The organism is Kiritimatiellia bacterium (assembly GCA_028715905.1).
Classification (GTDB): Bacteria; Verrucomicrobiota; Kiritimatiellia; order JAAZAB01; family JAAZAB01; genus JAQUQV01.
Genome location: JAQUQV010000013.1, coordinates 1 through 16,853, shown reverse-complemented (window position 1 = coordinate 16,853; position 16,853 = coordinate 1). Strand labels below are relative to the sequence as shown.

General features: G+C 56.7%; 15 protein-coding genes. 4 read left to right on the top strand and 11 right to left on the bottom strand.

Annotated elements, in window-relative coordinates; translation table 11 throughout:
- The first annotated feature begins 65 nt into the window (after positions 1–65).
- Positions 66–1,181 carry a histidinol-phosphate transaminase gene (gene hisC / locus PHP98_04270; GenBank protein ID MDD5482849.1) on the top strand — a complete coding sequence of 372 codons (1,116 nt, stop codon included), beginning with the start codon at positions 66–68 and terminating at the stop codon, positions 1,179–1,181.
- Between the two features lie 59 nt (positions 1,182–1,240).
- Here hisC and gmk read toward each other — a convergent pair whose 3' ends face one another.
- The 11 genes from gmk to PHP98_04215 all read right to left on the bottom strand — a co-directional run bounded on the left by gmk (position 1,241) and on the right by PHP98_04215 (position 11,493).
- Positions 1,241–1,858 carry a guanylate kinase gene (gmk, locus tag PHP98_04265; protein ID MDD5482848.1) on the bottom strand — a complete coding sequence of 206 codons (618 nt, stop codon included), beginning with the start codon at positions 1,856–1,858 and terminating at the stop codon, positions 1,241–1,243.
- The gene (locus PHP98_04260; GenBank protein ID MDD5482847.1) at positions 1,855–2,733 is read right to left on the bottom strand and encodes a YicC family protein; all 879 of its coding nucleotides are present in this window, start codon (positions 2,731–2,733) and stop codon (positions 1,855–1,857) included. The genes gmk and PHP98_04260 overlap by 4 nt, the downstream gene beginning before the upstream one ends.
- 1 nt (position 2,734) lies before the next feature.
- Positions 2,735–3,875, bottom strand: a protein-coding gene (gene prfB, locus PHP98_04255) for a peptide chain release factor 2 (GenBank protein ID MDD5482846.1) whose coding sequence is annotated in 2 segments (ribosomal slippage) — positions 2,735–3,805 and positions 3,807–3,875 — 1,140 coding nt in all. Because the reading frame shifts where the segments join, the coding sequence is not laid out codon by codon here.
- A 329-nt stretch (positions 3,876–4,204) separates the two neighbouring features.
- Positions 4,205–4,792, bottom strand: a complete 588-nt coding sequence (locus PHP98_04250) for an NAD(P)H-dependent oxidoreductase (GenBank protein MDD5482845.1) — start codon at positions 4,790–4,792, stop codon at positions 4,205–4,207.
- Between the two features lie 63 nt (positions 4,793–4,855).
- Positions 4,856–6,034 carry an FprA family A-type flavoprotein gene (locus PHP98_04245; GenBank protein ID MDD5482844.1) on the bottom strand — a complete coding sequence of 393 codons (1,179 nt, stop codon included), beginning with the start codon at positions 6,032–6,034 and terminating at the stop codon, positions 4,856–4,858.
- Complete coding sequence (locus PHP98_04240) at positions 6,031–6,822, bottom strand: methylenetetrahydrofolate reductase (GenBank protein MDD5482843.1); 792 nt, start codon at positions 6,820–6,822, stop codon at positions 6,031–6,033. Before PHP98_04240 ends, PHP98_04245 begins: the two co-directional genes overlap by 4 nt.
- A 90-nt stretch (positions 6,823–6,912) precedes the next feature.
- Complete coding sequence (locus PHP98_04235) at positions 6,913–7,590, bottom strand: 6-phosphogluconolactonase (protein MDD5482842.1); 678 nt, start codon at positions 7,588–7,590, stop codon at positions 6,913–6,915.
- A gap of 80 nt (positions 7,591–7,670) precedes the next feature.
- Positions 7,671–9,296, bottom strand: a complete 1,626-nt coding sequence (locus PHP98_04230) for a cytochrome c biogenesis protein CcdA (protein ID MDD5482841.1) — start codon at positions 9,294–9,296, stop codon at positions 7,671–7,673.
- A gap of 122 nt (positions 9,297–9,418) precedes the next feature.
- Entirely contained in the window at positions 9,419–9,991 is a 573-nt protein-coding gene (locus PHP98_04225) for a rubrerythrin family protein (GenBank protein MDD5482840.1), read from the bottom strand.
- Positions 9,992–10,021: 30 nt separating this feature from the next.
- Positions 10,022–10,183 carry a rubredoxin gene (locus tag PHP98_04220; GenBank protein MDD5482839.1) on the bottom strand — a complete coding sequence of 54 codons (162 nt, stop codon included), beginning with the start codon at positions 10,181–10,183 and terminating at the stop codon, positions 10,022–10,024.
- A gap of 143 nt (positions 10,184–10,326) precedes the next feature.
- Positions 10,327–11,493: a tagaturonate epimerase family protein gene (locus PHP98_04215; GenBank protein MDD5482838.1), complete on the bottom strand. Its 1,167-nt coding sequence runs from the start codon at positions 11,491–11,493 to the stop codon at positions 10,327–10,329.
- A 199-nt stretch (positions 11,494–11,692) separates the two neighbouring features.
- Between PHP98_04215 and PHP98_04210 the strand changes: the two genes are divergently transcribed.
- The 3 genes from PHP98_04210 to PHP98_04200 all read left to right on the top strand — a co-directional run.
- Entirely contained in the window at positions 11,693–13,369 is a 1,677-nt protein-coding gene (locus tag PHP98_04210) for a DUF1553 domain-containing protein (protein MDD5482837.1), read from the top strand.
- A 52-nt stretch (positions 13,370–13,421) separates the two neighbouring features.
- Entirely contained in the window at positions 13,422–14,837 is a 1,416-nt protein-coding gene (locus tag PHP98_04205) for a DUF1501 domain-containing protein (protein ID MDD5482836.1), read from the top strand.
- The coding region (locus tag PHP98_04200; protein MDD5482835.1) for a hypothetical protein at positions 14,837–16,853 on the top strand (2,017 nt) is incomplete at its 3' end. The genes PHP98_04205 and PHP98_04200, both read left to right, overlap by 1 nt.

The window sequence follows — 16,853 nt, the reverse complement described above, 5'->3', positions numbered from 1 at the left end:
TTGTATGTCTTACCTGAATTTTACACGCAAAGCGCGCAAAATTCACCCGAAAAAAACGGTTTAACATGAAAACCATCGCCAAGAAATGGCTGACAAAACTCGGCCGGTATGAAACCGGCAAACCGATTGAGGAAGCGGCCCGCGAACTCGGATTTGACAACGCGGAGAATATCATCAAACTGGCCTCCAACGAAAACGCGCTGGGGCCCTCGCCGCGGGCGGTGCGCGCCATGAAAAAAGCCGCCGCGCAAATGCACCGCTATCCCGACAGCGGCGCCTTTTACCTGCGCAACGCCCTGGCGGAAAAACTGCGCATCCAGCCGGACCAGATTTTAATCGCCAACGGCAGCAACGAAATCATTGAGTTCATCGGCCATGTTTTTCTGGACCGCGAAGCGGAGGCCGTGATCTCCGACCACGCCTTCGCCATTTTCCGGTTGATTGTTGAAATGTTTGAGGCGCGGCCGGTGATCGTTCCGATGCGCGATTTCACGCACGACCTCAGGGCCATGCGCGCGGCCGTCACCCCGCGCACAAAAGTCGTCTTTGTCGCCAATCCGAACAATCCCACCGGCACCATGGTCAAACCCGATGAACTGCACGCCTTTATGGAAAAGGCGCCGCCGCACGCGGTTGTCGTTCTGGACGAGGCTTACCTTGAATTGCTCCCGCCGGCGCAGCAGCCCGACACTCTGCGTTATGTGCGCGCGGGGCGCAAGGTAATTGTTTTGCGCACTTTTTCAAAGACTTACGGGCTGGCCGGCCTGCGGGTCGGTTACGCAATCGCGCCGGCCGAAGGAATTGAAATGATGGCAAAAATACGCCAGCCGTTCAACGTCAACGCCATGGCGCTGGCCGCCGCGGCGGCCGCCCTCAAAGACGACGTTTTCGTCGCCAAAACGCGGCAAATGGTCGGAGAAGGGCTTCGTTTCTTTGAAGATGAATTCAGGCGGAGCGGCATTGAATACATTCCTTCGGCCGCCAATTTCATGCTGGTCAAGGTCGGCAACGGACGCAAAATTTTCAATGAAATGCAGAAAAAGCAGGTTATTGTCCGTCCCATGGACGGCTATAATCTGCCGGAATACATCCGCATCACCGTGGGCCGTCCCGCGGAAAACAAGCGCTGCCTGCGCGCCCTGCAACAGGTGCTGTCCGGCGCAAAAATCCGTCGGGCATGAGTTTCGGTAAAAAACCGGCGCGCGCGGGTCATTGAAGCGCATCATGCCGCGCCGCAAATTTAAGCGGACTTTACATTCCGGCAATGTTCGGCAATGACGATTGCGCGCAGTTGTTTGTAAGCCTGTTCCAGCCGGTCGTTAACCACCATATACCGAAAAAAACGTCCGGCCTTCATTTCCCGCGCGGCGTTCTTTAACCTGGTTCTAATTTCATCGGGGTGGTCCTTCCCGCGTTTTAAAAGCCTCTTTTTCAATTCACCGACGCTGGGCGGCACAATGAAAACATCCGCAAAGGCCGCTTTCAGGCCTTTATGGGAGCCTTTTTTTATGCAATTGCGGATAATTCCGGCGCCTTGCACGTCAATTACCAGCAGCACGTCCCGGCCGGATGCCAGGGCCGCCAAAACCGGCGCGCGGGGCGTCCCATAGTGGTGGCCGTGCACAACGGCCGACTCAAGGAATTTGCCGCGCTGCAGGCATTTCTCATATTCCTGCAAAGTGATGAAATAATAATCGCGGCCATGTGTTTCGCCCGGGCGTTTTTCGCGGGTGGTACAAGAAATGGAACGGGTCATGTGCTGGAACTCCTTCAGGAGCAGGTCGCAGAGCGTGGTCTTGCCTGCGCCCGAAGGGGCGGAAACAACCATCAAGAGCGGCTTGTCTTTTGCAATCGTCATTCTATATTCTGAACCTGTTCGCGAATGGATTCAAGCTCTGATTTGTACTTTACCACCAGATTTGAAATTGCGCAATCATTTGACTTGGCGCCGATGGTGTTGATTTCGCGCATCAGCTCCTGAACCAAAAAATCCAGCGTGCGTCCGGCCGGACACTTCCCTGCCAGAAGTTCTTTAAACTGCGCAAAATGGCTCCGCGAGCGTTCCAGTTCTTCGGCAATATCGCCGCGCTCGGCAAGCGCGAGAATGTCGCGCAATATTTTCTTGTTGCCGGCGTTTTCCGCCGCCGAAGTTAGCAGCGTCCGGATGCGTCCCTTGTATTGGCGCGCGGCCGCAGGGCGGCGGCGCGCAATGCCGGCCAGCATTGTTTCCAGCGCGCGCAGGCGGCGGCGCATTTCGCGTTCCAGTGCCCGCCCTTCAAAGACGCGCATGCGGCGCAATTGCCGCAAGGCCCGGCGGACGGCGCGCAACGCCGGTTTTTTCAATTCCACGGCGCTTCCATCCGCGGGAATTATCCTGGCTACTCCCGGAATATTAAAAAGCGAGCTGACGCCGAAATCATCCGGCGCTTTATATTGGCGCGCGGCGCGGCGCGCCTCTTGAAAACACTGCCGCGCCAGGCCATGATCAAACGCGATCCGTTGAACGGATATTTTCCCGCCCGAAACAACATGGCCGCGGCACGCCACCGAGCCCCGCGCCAGAACGGCGTGGATTTGCCGGCGCATTTCCATCTCCAGGCTTGCGAGACAAGGCGGCAGATCAAGCCGCAGGTCAAACTGGCGGTGATTCAGCGAACTGATTTCCATTATGACCCGGGCGCCTTTGAAAAAAACCTCGCCGACGCCGTGTCCGGTCATGCTGTTGATTGACATCCTACTTTGTGCCTTCTTTTTTTGCCCCTGTTTTCCTTCTTTTGAATTTAATATAGGGAAGGATAAACAAATCCAGGTTGCCTTCAAGCACATTCATAACGTTTCCGCATTCCACCCCGGTGCGGTGGTCCTTGGCGAGCGTATACGGCTGGAGAACATAGGAACGGATCTGGCGGCCCCAGGCGATCTCCCCCTTTTCACCGTAAAATTTTTCCATCTCCTGGCGTTTCTGGTCCTGCATGAATTCATAAATCCGCGCGCGCAGCAGCTTCATCGCCTTGGTGCGGTTGGCATGCTGAGAACGCTCTGACTGGCAGGCGACCACGATGCCGGTCGGCAGGTGCGTGATGCGGATGGCGGAATCGGTCTTATTCACGTGCTGGCCGCCGGCCCCTCCGGAACGGAAAGTATCCACGCGCAAATCGCCCTCCTTGATTTCCACTTCAATATCCTCGGCAATTTCGGCAATGACATCCAGCGAGGCGAAGGAGGTGTGCCGCCGCTTGTTGGCGTCAAAGGGGCTGATGCGCACCAGGCGGTGCACCCCGCGCTCGGCGGAGAAATAGCCGTACGCATGCGGCCCGGACGCCAGGAACGTAACGCTTTTGATGCCGGCCTCGTCGCCCGGCATCATGTCCATGATGCTCACCTCAAAACCGCGGCTTTCGCAATAGCGGCGGTACATGCGCAGCAGCATGGCCGCCCAATCGCAGGCTTCCGTGCCGCCGGCGCCGGCATGGAGGCTTAAATAGGCGTTCCGGGAGTCCATTCGGCCGTCAAAGAGGGATTCAAACTCGCGCTTGGCATAGTCCCGCTCCAGCGCTTCCAGGTCGCGCGCGATTTCCGCCAGAACGGACGCGCGCTGTTTTTCATCATGCTCCGCTTCCGCCATCTCAAGCAAAAGGGAACAATCCGCCAGCCGTGTTTCCAATTCCTTGAACGGATTCAAAACAAGGCGGTGACGGTTGGCCTCGTCAATTACGGCCCGGGCGGCGGGCTGGTCGTTCCAGAATCCGGGCGCGGCCATTTTTAATTCAAGATCCCGCAGTGTTTTCTGACGCCCGGAAACGTCAAAGATAACCCCGCATTTCTTCAATGCCGGCCGCGACCCGGGCGATTCGGTCTTTCAATTCTTCATTCATAAAAAAACTTTCCAGCGGGAGGCGCATCCATTTAGCTATCCGTAGAAGAATTTTGACAGGATAACAGGATAGGTTTTTTATCTTGTAAATCCAGATATTTTTTTGTCTGATCTTATTTGGACAACATTGAGTCTGCCTGAGCGTAAAGAAACCTGAACTCGGACCATCCCATTCCGTCCGGATCCGACTGGACAAACCAACACCGGATGGCGCGTAAAAGCGCACATCGTGATTTACTGGATAATCCTGTTATCCTGTCATTCTTTCTGTAAATGGCTAAAAGATTACCGGGAGGCAATATACACAAAAACGCCCGATGGTGAAAAGAATTATTTTTCCGGAATGGTTAACGGACCAGCGGTAAAAATTTTTGCGCCGGACAGCGCGGCCGCCACGCGGGCAATATTGGCGCCGTGATTTTTTGCGACCATGAGCGCGTCTTCGGATACGCCGGTTTGTTCAAAACTGGACGAGGCGGTCCTGGCGCACGGCCCCCATTGCAAACCCGCTCCGGCATAGCCGGGAGTTGATTTAGGGAGAGGAATCAGGATCATGCCCAACTCGGCCAGGTTGTTCAGCATGGCCAGCATGGTGACTTCGGCGCCGCCGCCGGTGCCGCCATAACCGCTGCCAGTCGCAAAGACTCCCCCGACTTTCCCCACGCCGGCGTCTTTCATCCAGGCCTGGCTGCAAACGCCGTCAATAAATTTTTTCACCCTCCAGTCAGGGCTTCCCATGTGCACTGGCGTGCCCAGGATCAGCGCATCGCAGGCGGCCAGGTCATCCGCGGCGGCCTGCTCGGCCGGCTTCAGAAGCGCCTGGCAATCCGGGACGGAATTAACGCCGGCGGCGGCCGCCTCCGCCATTTTTAAAGTGTTCTGGTAATCGGTCGCGTAGACAATCAGGACTTTGATCATGGTTTTATCCTCCTCCAAATGCGGCCATTATGCAAACAACCTTTCAGGATCACGGGATACCGCTTATTTCAGTTTTAATTCGCCGTGTTTGGCGGCTATGTTTTCGGCCAGGGCGGAAAGCGCGGCAAAATCAGACTCGCGCGGCAGGCCCTTGCACATGACCGGCTTCAATATTTCCACCTTCAGATTCGGGATCAGGCCGGCGATCGTTTCAACGGCCTTGCTGCTCCAGCCGTAAGACCCGATGACCGAGGCGAATTTCGCCTTGGGCCTGAGCGCATTGGCCAAACCGGCGGCGTAACTCACGACCGGGTGCGGCCCGACGTGAACGGTCGGGGTCCCGATCACGATGGTGGCGGCGTCCACCAGGGCGATCGCCAGTTTGCCGATGTCGGTTACGGCCAGGTCAAACGGCTGGACCGCCACCCCTTTCCCGGCCAGTTCGCCGGCCAGGAAATTCACCATTCTGGCGGTGCTTCCGTGCATGGAAATGAAGGGTATGACGGCCAGGTTGCGCGGCGGCCCGGAGACCCAGTCGCGGTAGGCATCCATGATAAACGCCGGTCGCCGGGACAGAGGCCCGTGGCTTGGCGCGATGATTTCAATTTCAAGCGCCTTCAGTTTTTCAAGGTTGCCGGCGATGATTTGGCGGAACGGCATCATGATCTCGGCGTAATAGCGCTTGGCGGCCTCGCAGACCGCGCCTTCATCGGCGACAAAGACGCCGGAAGCCGCGAGGTGCGATCCGAAAAAATCGCAGCTGAAAAGAATTTTCTCCTCAACCAGATATGTCGTCATGGTTTCGGGCCAATGGACCCAGGGCGTGTAAACAAATTTCAGCGTCCGGCCGCCCAAACCGATCGTTTCGCCGTCCTGAACGGCGCGGATCCTGTTTTCAGAAATGGCAAGGTGATCCGCCAGCATGCCCCGCCCCTTGACCGATGCAATCACTTCCGCCTGCGGATACTTGGCCGCCACAACCGGGATCAGGCCGGAATGGTCCTGCTCGGCGTGATTGGAAATGATGTAATCAATTTTTTCAACATCGGAAAGCTGGGACATCAATTCGCCGGCCATAACCGGATCGGCCGCGTCAATCAGGGCCGTTTTTTCATTTCCGCGGACAAGATAAGCGTTGTAGCTGGTGCCGTCGGGAAGCGGAATCAACGCATCAAACAACCTCCGGTGCCAGTCAACGCACGGCAGCACATGAATGTTTTTCCTGATTTCCTTTTTTTTCATTGGGCCTCCCGTTTTATGATAATGCCGTTCCAGTCGCGTTTAAAGCCGAGCAATGAATAGTAAATTCCGTAATCCGGATAACTTTCCCGCAAAACCTGCAGATTGGCAAGGGGGTCGTATACCACCGGCAATCCGGTAACTTCTGAGCCGAGGCACTGCTGGAGCAGGTCAATTCTTTTGGTCATCCAGGCCTCGGCAAAGACCGGCACGCCGAATTGCGAAAGGCTCAAGACCAGTTCGTTGCGCCCGATCACCGGCTGGGTAATGATAAATTTTGCGCCGGCGGCAATCTTGCGCTTCATTTTCAGCATTTCATGTTCAACCGGCTCGTAATGGTTGAAGGCTGCGCCGCAGATGAAATGGCCGCCGTAGGCCTTTTCAATGTAAGCGAGCAGTTCCACGGAAGTAACCGTCTCAACGTTTACGCCGAGGTCGGACGGAGCCAGCCGGGCCAGGCGCTGGCTGCCGTCGCCGCTGACGCAAAGCAGGTAACGGACCCCCATCTCTTTCGCCTGGGTCAGCAGAGCGTCCAAATCTTTTTTGGCGTGAAAAGTGTTGAGATGGATGAGGCATAGTTCCGGGTCAATTTCCAGGGAAAGATAGGAAAGCACTTCCGGCGCGGCAAAGTGAAGGTTGCCCAGCGGGTTGTCGGTGATGGAAGCCACGCCGTTGTGATCCATGATTTTTTTATAGCGTTCGCCAAAAGTGCGCAAGTCGGTTTCAAAATCCGGCGCATCCTGTTTCGGGGTCAGTATTTCAATCAAATCGGACGACTTGAAAAATTTCATGCAAATCATCTCCTTGTATCAGTGCTGACGTTTCACAGCAGTTGTTTATTTCATTGAGCCGCTTGCAAAAGGCTGCTTTTGCAAGCAGAATTACGCCGCAAACCACAATTGTTTCATTTTAATCCCGGCCGCCGCCAGCCCAGCCGTTACCTTGGCGGGACAATTGCGCAATTTGCCAGCTATCGCCTCCTTATCCTGGCCGGCCGCGACAAAAATCACTTGTTGAATCCTGGCAAGCATGTCAACGCTGACACTCACGCGCCTAACTCCCCCGGGCCCGGCAGACGCAATGGCGTAGCGCCCGCGGCCGCGCGCCAGGTCTTCCCGGGAAAAAAGCGAGGCGGTATGCCCGTCGGCGCCCAGGCCGAGCAGGCCGAGCGGAATGATCCCGCCGCCGTTAAAAAAAGCGCGCAGAGCCCGGTCGTATCGCTCGGCCGCCAATTCCGGCTGCAAATCCGGGCTGACGCCGATAATCTGGCTCTCCGCAAGGCCCAAAGCCTCAAACATGAAACGCATATTTCCGCAATTGCTTTCCGGCGATGTTATCGGCACCAGGCGCTCATCGCTGACGAAAACCCGCAGGCCGCGGGAAACAACGCATTTTGAACCGGCCACAATGCGATACGCGCCGAAAGGGGTTTTGCCGCCGGCAAGCATAACGGCATGATGGCAGGGATATTCACGCTCAAAATGATGCCGGAGCAGTGCGGCCACCGCGGTATCCAGAGCGGAAAGACTCTCAAAACGGCGGAAAACAATATCAAACATGATGCCCAGTATGCCAAATCCGCATGCGGCAAACAAGCCTGAAAAGCCGGTCTCTTTAAACACTGGCGCACGCAAAAAATCTATCCGTCCTGCGCCGCCGGCGACAGCACCACAAAAGTCGGCAGGCCCAGCACGCCGAATTCGCGCAGAATTGTTTTTGTTGCCTCGTCCGCTGGATTTTCCGCATCGTATTTTATCAGGATGAAATCATTCATCCTTTTCTCAACCAGCGGATACTTAAGCGTCGTTGCGCTCATTGTCCGGCAGCTTTTGCACCAGGTTGCCCAGAAATAAATCAGGACCGGCTTTTGCTCCCTGTCCGCCGCCGCCAAACCTTCCGGAAAATCCAGCCATTTGCCATCCGCATCGCGGACAAGGGCCGCCGCGCCGCGCCCGGCGTCCGCCGGAAAATTATATCCGGCAGAAAGCAATTTCGCGCCCATGTAAAAATAGTAAACCGATGCCAGCAGTATAACCGCCGCAAAGACATGCTTGACCCGTGCCATCCACTTGCCGGGTTTGGGAAGAAAAGAAAGCCCCGCCCCGGCAAACGGCCAGGGCAAGGCCATGCCCAGCCCCAGGAAAAACGGCATAAAAAGTCCGGCCGCCTGACCCTGCGCGTATAAATCCGTTGCCAGCAGGAGCACGGCAATCACCACCGGCGCCACGCAAGCGCCCGCCAGCAGGGCCGATACGGCCCCCAAAAACGGAATAAAAAACATCCCCTGCCCTTTCTTCAAATGGAAACGGTTCTGAAACCTTGAAAAGTCAATCATGAACGCATCCAAAAGCGCCAATCCCAGAATTAAAAAAACGGCGGCGACCGCCAGGTTGAACCAGCCAGAGGCGTTGAGCGCGCCAAACTGCGCGCCCGTCAAAACCGTTGCCAGACCAAGACCGCCGTAAGCCAGCACAATTCCAAGGCCATAGAGCATGCCCCGCAGAAATCCCTGCCGGGCGGACGCTGTCCGGATACCCGCGCCGATAATCGCAAGGTTGACGGGGATAAGGGGCAGCACGCAGGGCGTCAGGTTAAGCGCCAGGCCGCCCAAAATCATCAGGAACATGCTGATCCAGACCCGCCCGGACCGCCAGGTCTTTTGAATGGAATCGGGTTCCGCTTTGCTTTTTGCCGGTGAATCCAGAAACGACAAAAAATCGCGGGCGGACATATACCCCGAACGAACCGCGGCAATTTTGTAATTGCGCTTGAATGCTGAAAGCCATTCCGGATGTTCATTCCCGGCTCGCATGGCAACAACGGCGGTTTTCAGCTCCGGCGGGGAACGGGTTGGATCCAGACTGATTTTTTTTTCGGCAGGAAGAAAACAGACGGCTTGATCGCACCCCTGATATGAAATTTTAATATTAACCGGTCCGTTCGTGAAATTTTCAACCAGATAAACGGCGGTAAACGACCGGTCGTAGACCTGTTTTTCCCCGCCTGACAAAACATCCTGTTCCTTGCGCGGCGCCGGCAGGGAAAGGGGGATAATTTTATACGGCGCGGCGGCTTCCACGCGGAACTGATCGGCGTAAAGCTTGTGTCCGGCAGGAATACCGGCCTGAACGGCCAGCCGGGTTTCGCCGGCCTCCCCCGCCACCAACACGGCGTCAAACAGGAAAGATTCGTCGGCCGCGATAGCAGAGAAAGCAAGCCACACGGCTTGAAATAAAACGGCAAATAGTGTTCCGGTCTTCTTCATTCTGGATTCCGGATTCCGGAAAAACCTTTAGCCGCCGCGGTATTGCGCGCAGTGTTACAAACCGGCAATATCTTCCGCCGCCACGTTCCGACCTTGGCGGGCACAGGCCGTGAGCGGACAAACTACCAGTTTTCCGCCAACAATTCATAATAAGCGCGCGGATGGGCGCAGGCCGGGCAAAGTTCCGGCGTATCTTTGCCGGCATGCAGATATCCGCAATTGCGGCAGCGCCAGACCACGGGGGTTTCCCGCTTGAAAACCCTGCCCTTTTCTATATTGACCGCCAGACCAAGATAGCGCTTTTCGTGTTGTTTTTCGGCAATGGCGATGGATTGGAATATCTTCGCAATTTCTTCAAAACCCTCCTTGAGGGCAACCTCCGCAAAACCGGGATACATTTCCGTCCATTCGTAGTGCTCGCCGGCCGCGGCGGCCTTGAGATTCTGCAGAGTGGGCCCAAGCCCGCCGGCCGGAAACGCCGCGAAAATTTCAACCTCGCCGCCTTTCAAGAGCTTGAAGAGGCGATGGGCGTGTTCCTTTTCCTGGAGGGCGGTCTCCTCAAAAATGTCCATGATCTGCATGAGCCCGTCTTTTCTGGCCTGGCCTGCAAAATAATTGTAACGGTTCCTGGCCTGCGACTCCCCCGCAAAAGCCGTCAGAATGTTTTTTTCAGTCTGGCTTCCCTTCAGTTCCATGACTTTTTGCCTCCTTTATGATTTTTATCATTACTGTTCCGGCGAAAACTCGTCTTTGCCGACGCCGCACTCCGGGCAGGTCCAGGAATCCGGCAAATCCTTGAATTCGGTTCCCGGATTGACGCCGTGCTCCGGATCGCCGAGTTTAGGATCATAAACGTAGCCGCACACGTTGCAGATGTATCTTTTCATAACGCCCTCCCCTCCCACTTTCTTTGTATTTTGTTTGCGGTCGCAAAGCGCCCTTTGGGCGCGGGCGGGTTTCCCGCGCCGGTCCGGCCGCCGGCCGGACTGTAACGGAATGGGTTACCCTTGCCCGGTATAAATATGCCAAATCATTTCTTGTTTCCAGCCAAAAACGCCGAAAAATGGCGTTCAAGGTGCGCCCGCATTTCCGACTCGTATTCGGCGGAGTTTGCGCGCAAAATGTTTTCAATTTTATCCGCGAACAAAAGGCGCCCGGTCTCTCCGCGGGCGGTCAGCACCGAGCCGTAGGTAACATGCAGCGCCTGGCGCAAATCGTCATTGCCGGCGCCGGATTGCAGCAGGCCGGAGATTTCATCCCCGCTTGATTTCGCCAGATCGGGGATTTTTTCGGGCGCGCAGCTCAATTCATAAGTGGCGCGGTCCTTGTTGAATTGCGCCAGGGAAAAGCCGAAAATATCCATGAAAAACTGCTTGTCATGGCGGGCGACTATTTTCAAGTCTTCAAGGTAATATGTCCCGGCGGTTTTTAAATGAAAATTATTTTTCAAGACGCGCGCCACAATGGGATAAATTGAAAACTTGTCGCTGCCGGAGTGGACGCATACCCGGAAGTTGTTTTCCGCGGCGGCCGCGGCGATTTCCTTCAGATAAGCCTCAAAAGCGCCCGTATCCTTGTTTTTTTTGCCGCCCGCGATCTCCGCGTAATAATCAATTGCCTTTTCAAAATAACCGGGGAAACGCGGGGCGATTTCGTTGATCAGAATTTGCTTTGATTTCAAGGCCGACACCAGCCTGACAATTTCCGCAACGTCGGTGGTCGTCTCGCCCTCGTCCAGGGAAATTTCGGCCGTGAAACATCCTGCGCCTCTTATTGCGCGCGTCAATCCGTAAAGTTTGCCGGCTTTTTCCACGACGGCGTCAAACCCCTTTTCCAGCTCGGCGGTGACATCGTAGGTAAAATGGGTGCAACCGGCCTCCGCGGCGGCGGTTACCTCTTGTTCATTCCGCAAATGATCGCCGTCCGCCCCCCAGGGCCGTTGCAGCCCGGCCTCAAAAGCGCTGACCGTGGCGCTGTCAATAACATCTTGAAACGAGCGTCCGGTCCGTTCAATTTCCCGCGCCGACTGCTGGGCAAGCATGACATTGAGCCCGTGTCCGGCGGCGAAACGCGCCTGGCAAACATTGCCAAGCCGCCAGGGCGGACGATACCCCAAACCGAATATTGGCCCCTTGTCAATCACCGCGGGATTTGTAAATGGATGTTTTTTCCTTAATTCCGAAGCGTTTCCATTCATTGTGTTATCTTTCCGTTAACGCCCAAATTGGGCGATTCTCAAGCAATTGCAAAGCCAAGGGATCAGAACGGGTAAAAGTATGAAGGGCACGCGAAAATAAATCAAGTGGAAACGCAATTCCCCTGAAAGCGATTGTCCTTGTGTTCGCCCCGTGTTTCAGCTAACATTCTGAAAAAATCGGCGTGTTTAACATCTCCGCATGAAGCCTTTAATTCTCACGGTTGTTCTTCTCCTGGCAGCCCTGGCGAACAACGCAGTCCTGGCGGCGGACAGGGATGTTTTTGAAAGTCCGGCCAGCGCGACCCCGGAAAGCCGGATTGATAGAATCGTCAGCCGCAATCTGTCAAAACTGCGCATCCCGCCCCCCCCCCTCTGCTCCGACGCCGTATTTGTCCGCCGCGTATTCCTGGATACGATCGGCACCCTGCCGGCTGCGGACGAGGCGCGCGAATTCATCCATGACCAGACCCCGGACAAACGCGGCGCTCTGGTTGACCGCCTGTTGGAGCGGAGCGAGTTTGCCGATTACTGGGCGATGAAATGGGGCGACATTCTCAAGATAAAGGCCGAGTTCCCCGTCAACCTCTGGCCCAACGCGGCCCAGGCGTATCACCGCTGGGTCTGGGTCTCGCTCCATGACAACAAACCCTACGGCCGGTTCGTTCGGGAAATGCTCACGTCCAGCGGAAGCAATTTCCGCGTCGGCCAGGTCAATTTTTACCGCGCCATGCAGAACAAGACCCCGGAAGGCATAGCGGCGAGCGTGGCTCTGGCATTTATGGGCGCAAGAACGGATCGCTGGCCGAAAGACCGCCTGGCCGGCATGGCCGCGTTTTTCTCACAGGTCGCCTACAAGCCCACCCGCGAATGGAAGGAGGAAATTGTTTTCCGGGACCCGGACAGAGAGCCGGCCGCGCCAACCGGCCAACCCGCATCCCAAATCTCAACCAACAACGCCGCCCGGCAAACCGGCGAAAAAACGGCTTTGCCGGCGCCCACGCAGACAGTCCGCGCGCTCCGGCAAGAAGCCGTTTTCCCGGATGGGACCAGGCTGAAAAGAATCCCCCCCGGCAAAGACCCCAGGGAAATATTCGCCGACTGGCTGATCACGCCGAAGAACGCCTGGTTCACCGGCAACATCGTAAACCGCATCTGGGCCTGGTTGTTGGGACGCGGCATTATCCATGAACCCGACGATATCCGGCCGGATAATCCGCCCTCCAATCCGGAATTACTGGCCTTCCTGCAAAGTGAATTTACCGCGCACAACTACGACATGAAACACATCTGCCGGCTCATACTGAAATCCAGTACCTACCAGTTTTCATCCATCCCCCCGAAGCCCGACGTCCCCGGGGCCGAGGCCAATTTCGCCTTTTATCCCCTGCGCCGGCTGGACGCGGAGGTATTGATTGACGCGATCAACAAGGTTACCGGAACGTCGGAACTCTATACCAGTCCCATACCGGAGCCGTTCTCTTTCATTCCGGAAGACAAACGGGCAATCACACTGCCCGACGGCAGCATCACCAGCCCTTTCCTGGAGTTGTTCGGACGGCCGGCGCGCGCCACCGGCATGGAAAACGAGCGCGTTAACCGGGCCTCGCCCATACAACGGATGCATATGCTTAATTCAAGCCATATCCAGCGCAAACTGGAACAGGGGCCCAAGCTCAAGAAAATCATCAAAACCGGCCGGACGCCGCGGGAAATCATGGAAAACATTTACCTGACAATCCTTTCGCGTTTCCCCACGGACGACGAGCGAAAAATCGCGGCAGACTACGCCGGCGCGGGCGCGGTAAAGGGACGCGAGGCGTGGATTGATCTCGCCTGGGTTTTGATCAACAGCGATGAATTTCTTTACCGTCATTGATAAAAACAATTCCGGCCCGGCCGGACGCGGATGACAGGAACGAATCAAACATATGGGCGCTAAAAACAAAACAAAGCGCAATTTTTCCGGTTTTGATCCGGCGGATATTTTTCGCGATTTCAGCGCGTCAATATCCAGACGCGAGGCCATGCGCCGCGGTCTCATATTCGCGGCAGGCCTTTTCATGGCCGATAAACTGTCTTTTGCGGCTCCCGTCAGCGCCGCGCAGGTTGCAAAAACCCAGCCCCGTCAAAAAGCCAAGGCGGTTATCCAAATTTTTTTATGGGGCGGAATGTCGCACACGGACACCTGGGACCCGAAACCAAACGCGGGTTATGACTACACCGGTCAGTTCAAGGGCACGCTCCCGACCAACGTGGACGGAATACAGATCAGCGAGTTGTTTCCCGCGCTGGCCAGGCAAGCCGACAAATATTCCATCATCCGCAGCATGACGCATCATAACAACGGCCATGAAACGGCGGCCTACCTGATGCAGACCGGCCATCTGCCCGGCGAACAGATTTCCTATCCGTGCATCGGCGCCATTTTCGCGCTCCTTAAGGGATACCAGGCTGGCTATAAAGGCCTGATTCCGCCCTATGTGGTGCTGACGCAATCGCAGGGAAGATTTCCCGAATCGGGTTTTTTAAGCTCGCGTTACAAGCCTTTTGCCACGGGCGGCGACCCGAACGCGTCCCGCTTTGAGGTGGAAGGCGTCGTTGCCCGGGGCATCAGCGACGAGCGCCAGAAAGCCCGGCGCGAATTTCTGCAGAAGATGAACACCATGGGCAACCTCATGGAGGGCAATCCGGAACTGGCGGTTGCCCGGGAAGCCGAGCGGCAAGCCTATGACCTTATTCTCGGCAAGGGCAAGGACGTGTTTGATCTCTCCCGGGAAGATCCGGAATTGCGAAACCGATATGGCCGCAATACTTTCGGCCAGGACTGCCTCATGGCGCGGCGGCTGGTGGAAGCCGGCGTCGTTTACGTGACCATCAACTATCCCGGCGGATGGGATACGCACTCCAATCATTTCCAGACCATGCGCCGGCAATGCCCGCATTTGGACCAGGGGCTGGCCATGCTTCTTCAGGATTTGTCCGACCGCGGTCTGCTGAAAGATACAATCGTCTGGTGCTGCGGCGAGTTTGGCCGCACCCCGAAGGTTGACTGGCAGCCGCCCTGGAACGGCGGGCGCGGACATTACGGCAATGTCTTTTCCGTCCTCGTGGCCGGGGGCGGATTCAAGGGCGGCCGGATCGTCGGCGCCTCGGATGAAAAAGGCGAGGAAATCAAGGAACGGCCCGTGTATCCGATTGACCTTCTCGGCAGCATCTATGATCTGGCCGGCATAGATACCGATACAAAACTGCCCCACCCCCTCGGGCTTGACGCCCGCGTGCTGGCGCCCGACGAAAAAGGAGCGAAGTCGGCCGGCCGTCTGAAAGAAATCATGGAGTTATAATGAAAGAATTCCGGCAATACGCGGCCGCGGCACTGGTCGTCCTCGCGGCGTTAACGGCGTGCGCCCAGCAACGGCCGTACATCGGTTTTGTTTATCCCGCCGGCGGACGACAGGGCGCCTCTTTCCAGGCAACAATCGGCGGACAGTTTCTGGACGGCGTCTGCGGCGCGCATGTCTCCGGCCCCGGCGTCCGGGCCGGCATAGTGGAGTATAACAAAATGTTGAGCAACCAGCAGATCGCGCTCTTGCGGGAACAACTGAAGGAGCTGAAAAAGACGCCCGCTCAAAAACCAGATGAAAAAACAGAAAAACTGATCGCAAAGCTTGAAAAAATCATCAGCGAGGACGTCCGCCGGCCGGCCAGCATGGCAATTGCCAACCGTGTAATCGTGGCGATAACAATCGCATCCGATGCGGCGCCCGGCCGGCGAGAAATAAGGCTGGTTACCGCGCGCGGCATTTCAAACCCGCTCGTCTTTAATGTGAGCCAGCTTCCAGAATTCGCAGCCCCGCCCCTGCCGACCAGTCCGCAACAGGTGCTCGGCAAGGAACAGGAGACCGTCCGCATGAAAAAACGCGTTCAAAAACAAGAACACGCCATGGAAATGGCGGACACGATGATGATGACGGCAACGGAGGCGGAAAACCGGTCGCCGCCGGACAAACATGCAGACGACGCAGATAACGCCACGGAGGCGCGCGTAAAGACGCCTTGCATTCTCAACGGCCAGATTTATTCCGGTACCGTTGACCGGTTCCGCTTCGGGGCGCGCAAGGGCCAGCGCCTGGTCATCAGCGCCCAAGCGCGGGAACTGATTCCTTATCTGGCCGACGCCGTCCCCGGCTGGTTCCAGGCCGTATTGACGCTTTACAATGCGGCGGGCAGGGAAGCGGCGTATAATGACGATTACCGGTTCAAGCCCGACCCGGTTATCCTTTACGAAGTGCCCGCCGACGGCGAATATGTCCTCGCCATCCACGACGCCGTCTACCGCGGCCGCGAGGATTTTGTCTATCGCGTTGCCATCGGCGAGCTTCCGTTCCTGACAAGTATTTTCCCCCTCGGCGGGCGGGCGGGGACACAAACAACAGTGGAAATCAACGGCTGGAATCTAGCCGAAAACAGCATAACGCCCGATATTGCCGCGCAAGAACCGGGCACACATGCAATCACCGCGCGCGGAAAAAAGGGGGGGCTTTCCAATCCATTGCCTTTTGCCCTGGACACCCTGCCGGAATGTTTTGAGAAAGGGATCCACGATACACCCGCCTCCGCGCAGGAAGTAACGCCGCCCGTTATTATTAACGGCCGGATTGAAACACCCGGCAACCGGGACATGTTCCGCTTTGAAGGCCGGGCCGGCGACGAGATTGTGCTGGAAGTCAAGGCGCGCCGTCTGGATTCCCCTCTGGATTCCATTCTGAAACTCATTGACGCCGCCGGCAACTGCCTGGAATTAAACGACGACTACGAGGACATCTGCTCGGGACTGAACACGCACCATGCGGATTCCTATATCCGCGCCGCCTTGCCTTCCAACGGAGTCTACTTTGTCCAGTTAAGCGACGCCCAGCAGAAAGGCGGAAATGAATACGCCTACCGCCTGCGCATCAGCGCGCCCCAGCCTGATTTCGCCTTGCGCGTTACGCCTTCCGGCGTCAATATCCGCGACAAAGGATCCTCCCCTGTAACCATCCGTGCCGTCCGGCGCGACGGATTTGCCGGCGAAATCAAGCTCTCCCTGAAAAACGCGCCGGAGGGATTTGCGTTAAGCGGCCGCATCAGCGGCGCCCAGGAAGTGGCGCGGGTTGCGTTGAAAACCAGCCTGGCCGGGACAATAGAGCCGGTCCCCCTGCTCGTAGAAGGCCGCGCGATTATCGGCACGCAAGAGGTCGTCCGCGCCGCCGCGCCGGCGGAAGACAGGATGCAGGCTTTTTTATGGCGGCACCTCGTTCCAGCGCAAGAACTGGACGTTTTTGTCTTTACCCCGCCGCCCCCCAAAATCAAACCGGCCG

Excerpts from the sequence above, each read along its gene's own strand:
- PHP98_04260 (MDD5482847.1), bottom strand. The coding sequence starts at position 2,733 with ATGTCAATCAACAGCATGACCGGACACGGCGTCGGCGAGGTTTTTTTC.
- PHP98_04235 (MDD5482842.1), bottom strand. The coding sequence starts at position 7,590 with ATGTTTGATATTGTTTTCCGCCGTTTTGAGAGTCTTTCCGCTCTGGAT.
- PHP98_04250 (MDD5482845.1), bottom strand. The coding sequence starts at position 4,792 with ATGATCAAAGTCCTGATTGTCTACGCGACCGATTACCAGAACACTTTA.
- PHP98_04230 (MDD5482841.1), bottom strand. The coding sequence starts at position 9,296 with ATGAAGAAGACCGGAACACTATTTGCCGTTTTATTTCAAGCCGTGTGG.
- PHP98_04240 (MDD5482843.1), bottom strand. The coding sequence starts at position 6,822 with ATGAAATTTTTCAAGTCGTCCGATTTGATTGAAATACTGACCCCGAAA.
- PHP98_04210 (MDD5482837.1), top strand. The coding sequence starts at position 11,693 with ATGAAGCCTTTAATTCTCACGGTTGTTCTTCTCCTGGCAGCCCTGGCG.
- PHP98_04220 (MDD5482839.1), bottom strand. The coding sequence starts at position 10,183 with ATGAAAAGATACATCTGCAACGTGTGCGGCTACGTTTATGATCCTAAA.
- gmk (MDD5482848.1), bottom strand. The coding sequence starts at position 1,858 with ATGACGATTGCAAAAGACAAGCCGCTCTTGATGGTTGTTTCCGCCCCT.
- PHP98_04225 (MDD5482840.1), bottom strand. The coding sequence starts at position 9,991 with ATGGAACTGAAGGGAAGCCAGACTGAAAAAAACATTCTGACGGCTTTT.
- hisC (MDD5482849.1), top strand. The coding sequence starts at position 66 with ATGAAAACCATCGCCAAGAAATGGCTGACAAAACTCGGCCGGTATGAA.
- PHP98_04215 (MDD5482838.1), bottom strand. The coding sequence starts at position 11,493 with ATGAATGGAAACGCTTCGGAATTAAGGAAAAAACATCCATTTACAAAT.
- PHP98_04205 (MDD5482836.1), top strand. The coding sequence starts at position 13,422 with ATGGGCGCTAAAAACAAAACAAAGCGCAATTTTTCCGGTTTTGATCCG.
- PHP98_04245 (MDD5482844.1), bottom strand. The coding sequence starts at position 6,034 with ATGAAAAAAAAGGAAATCAGGAAAAACATTCATGTGCTGCCGTGCGTT.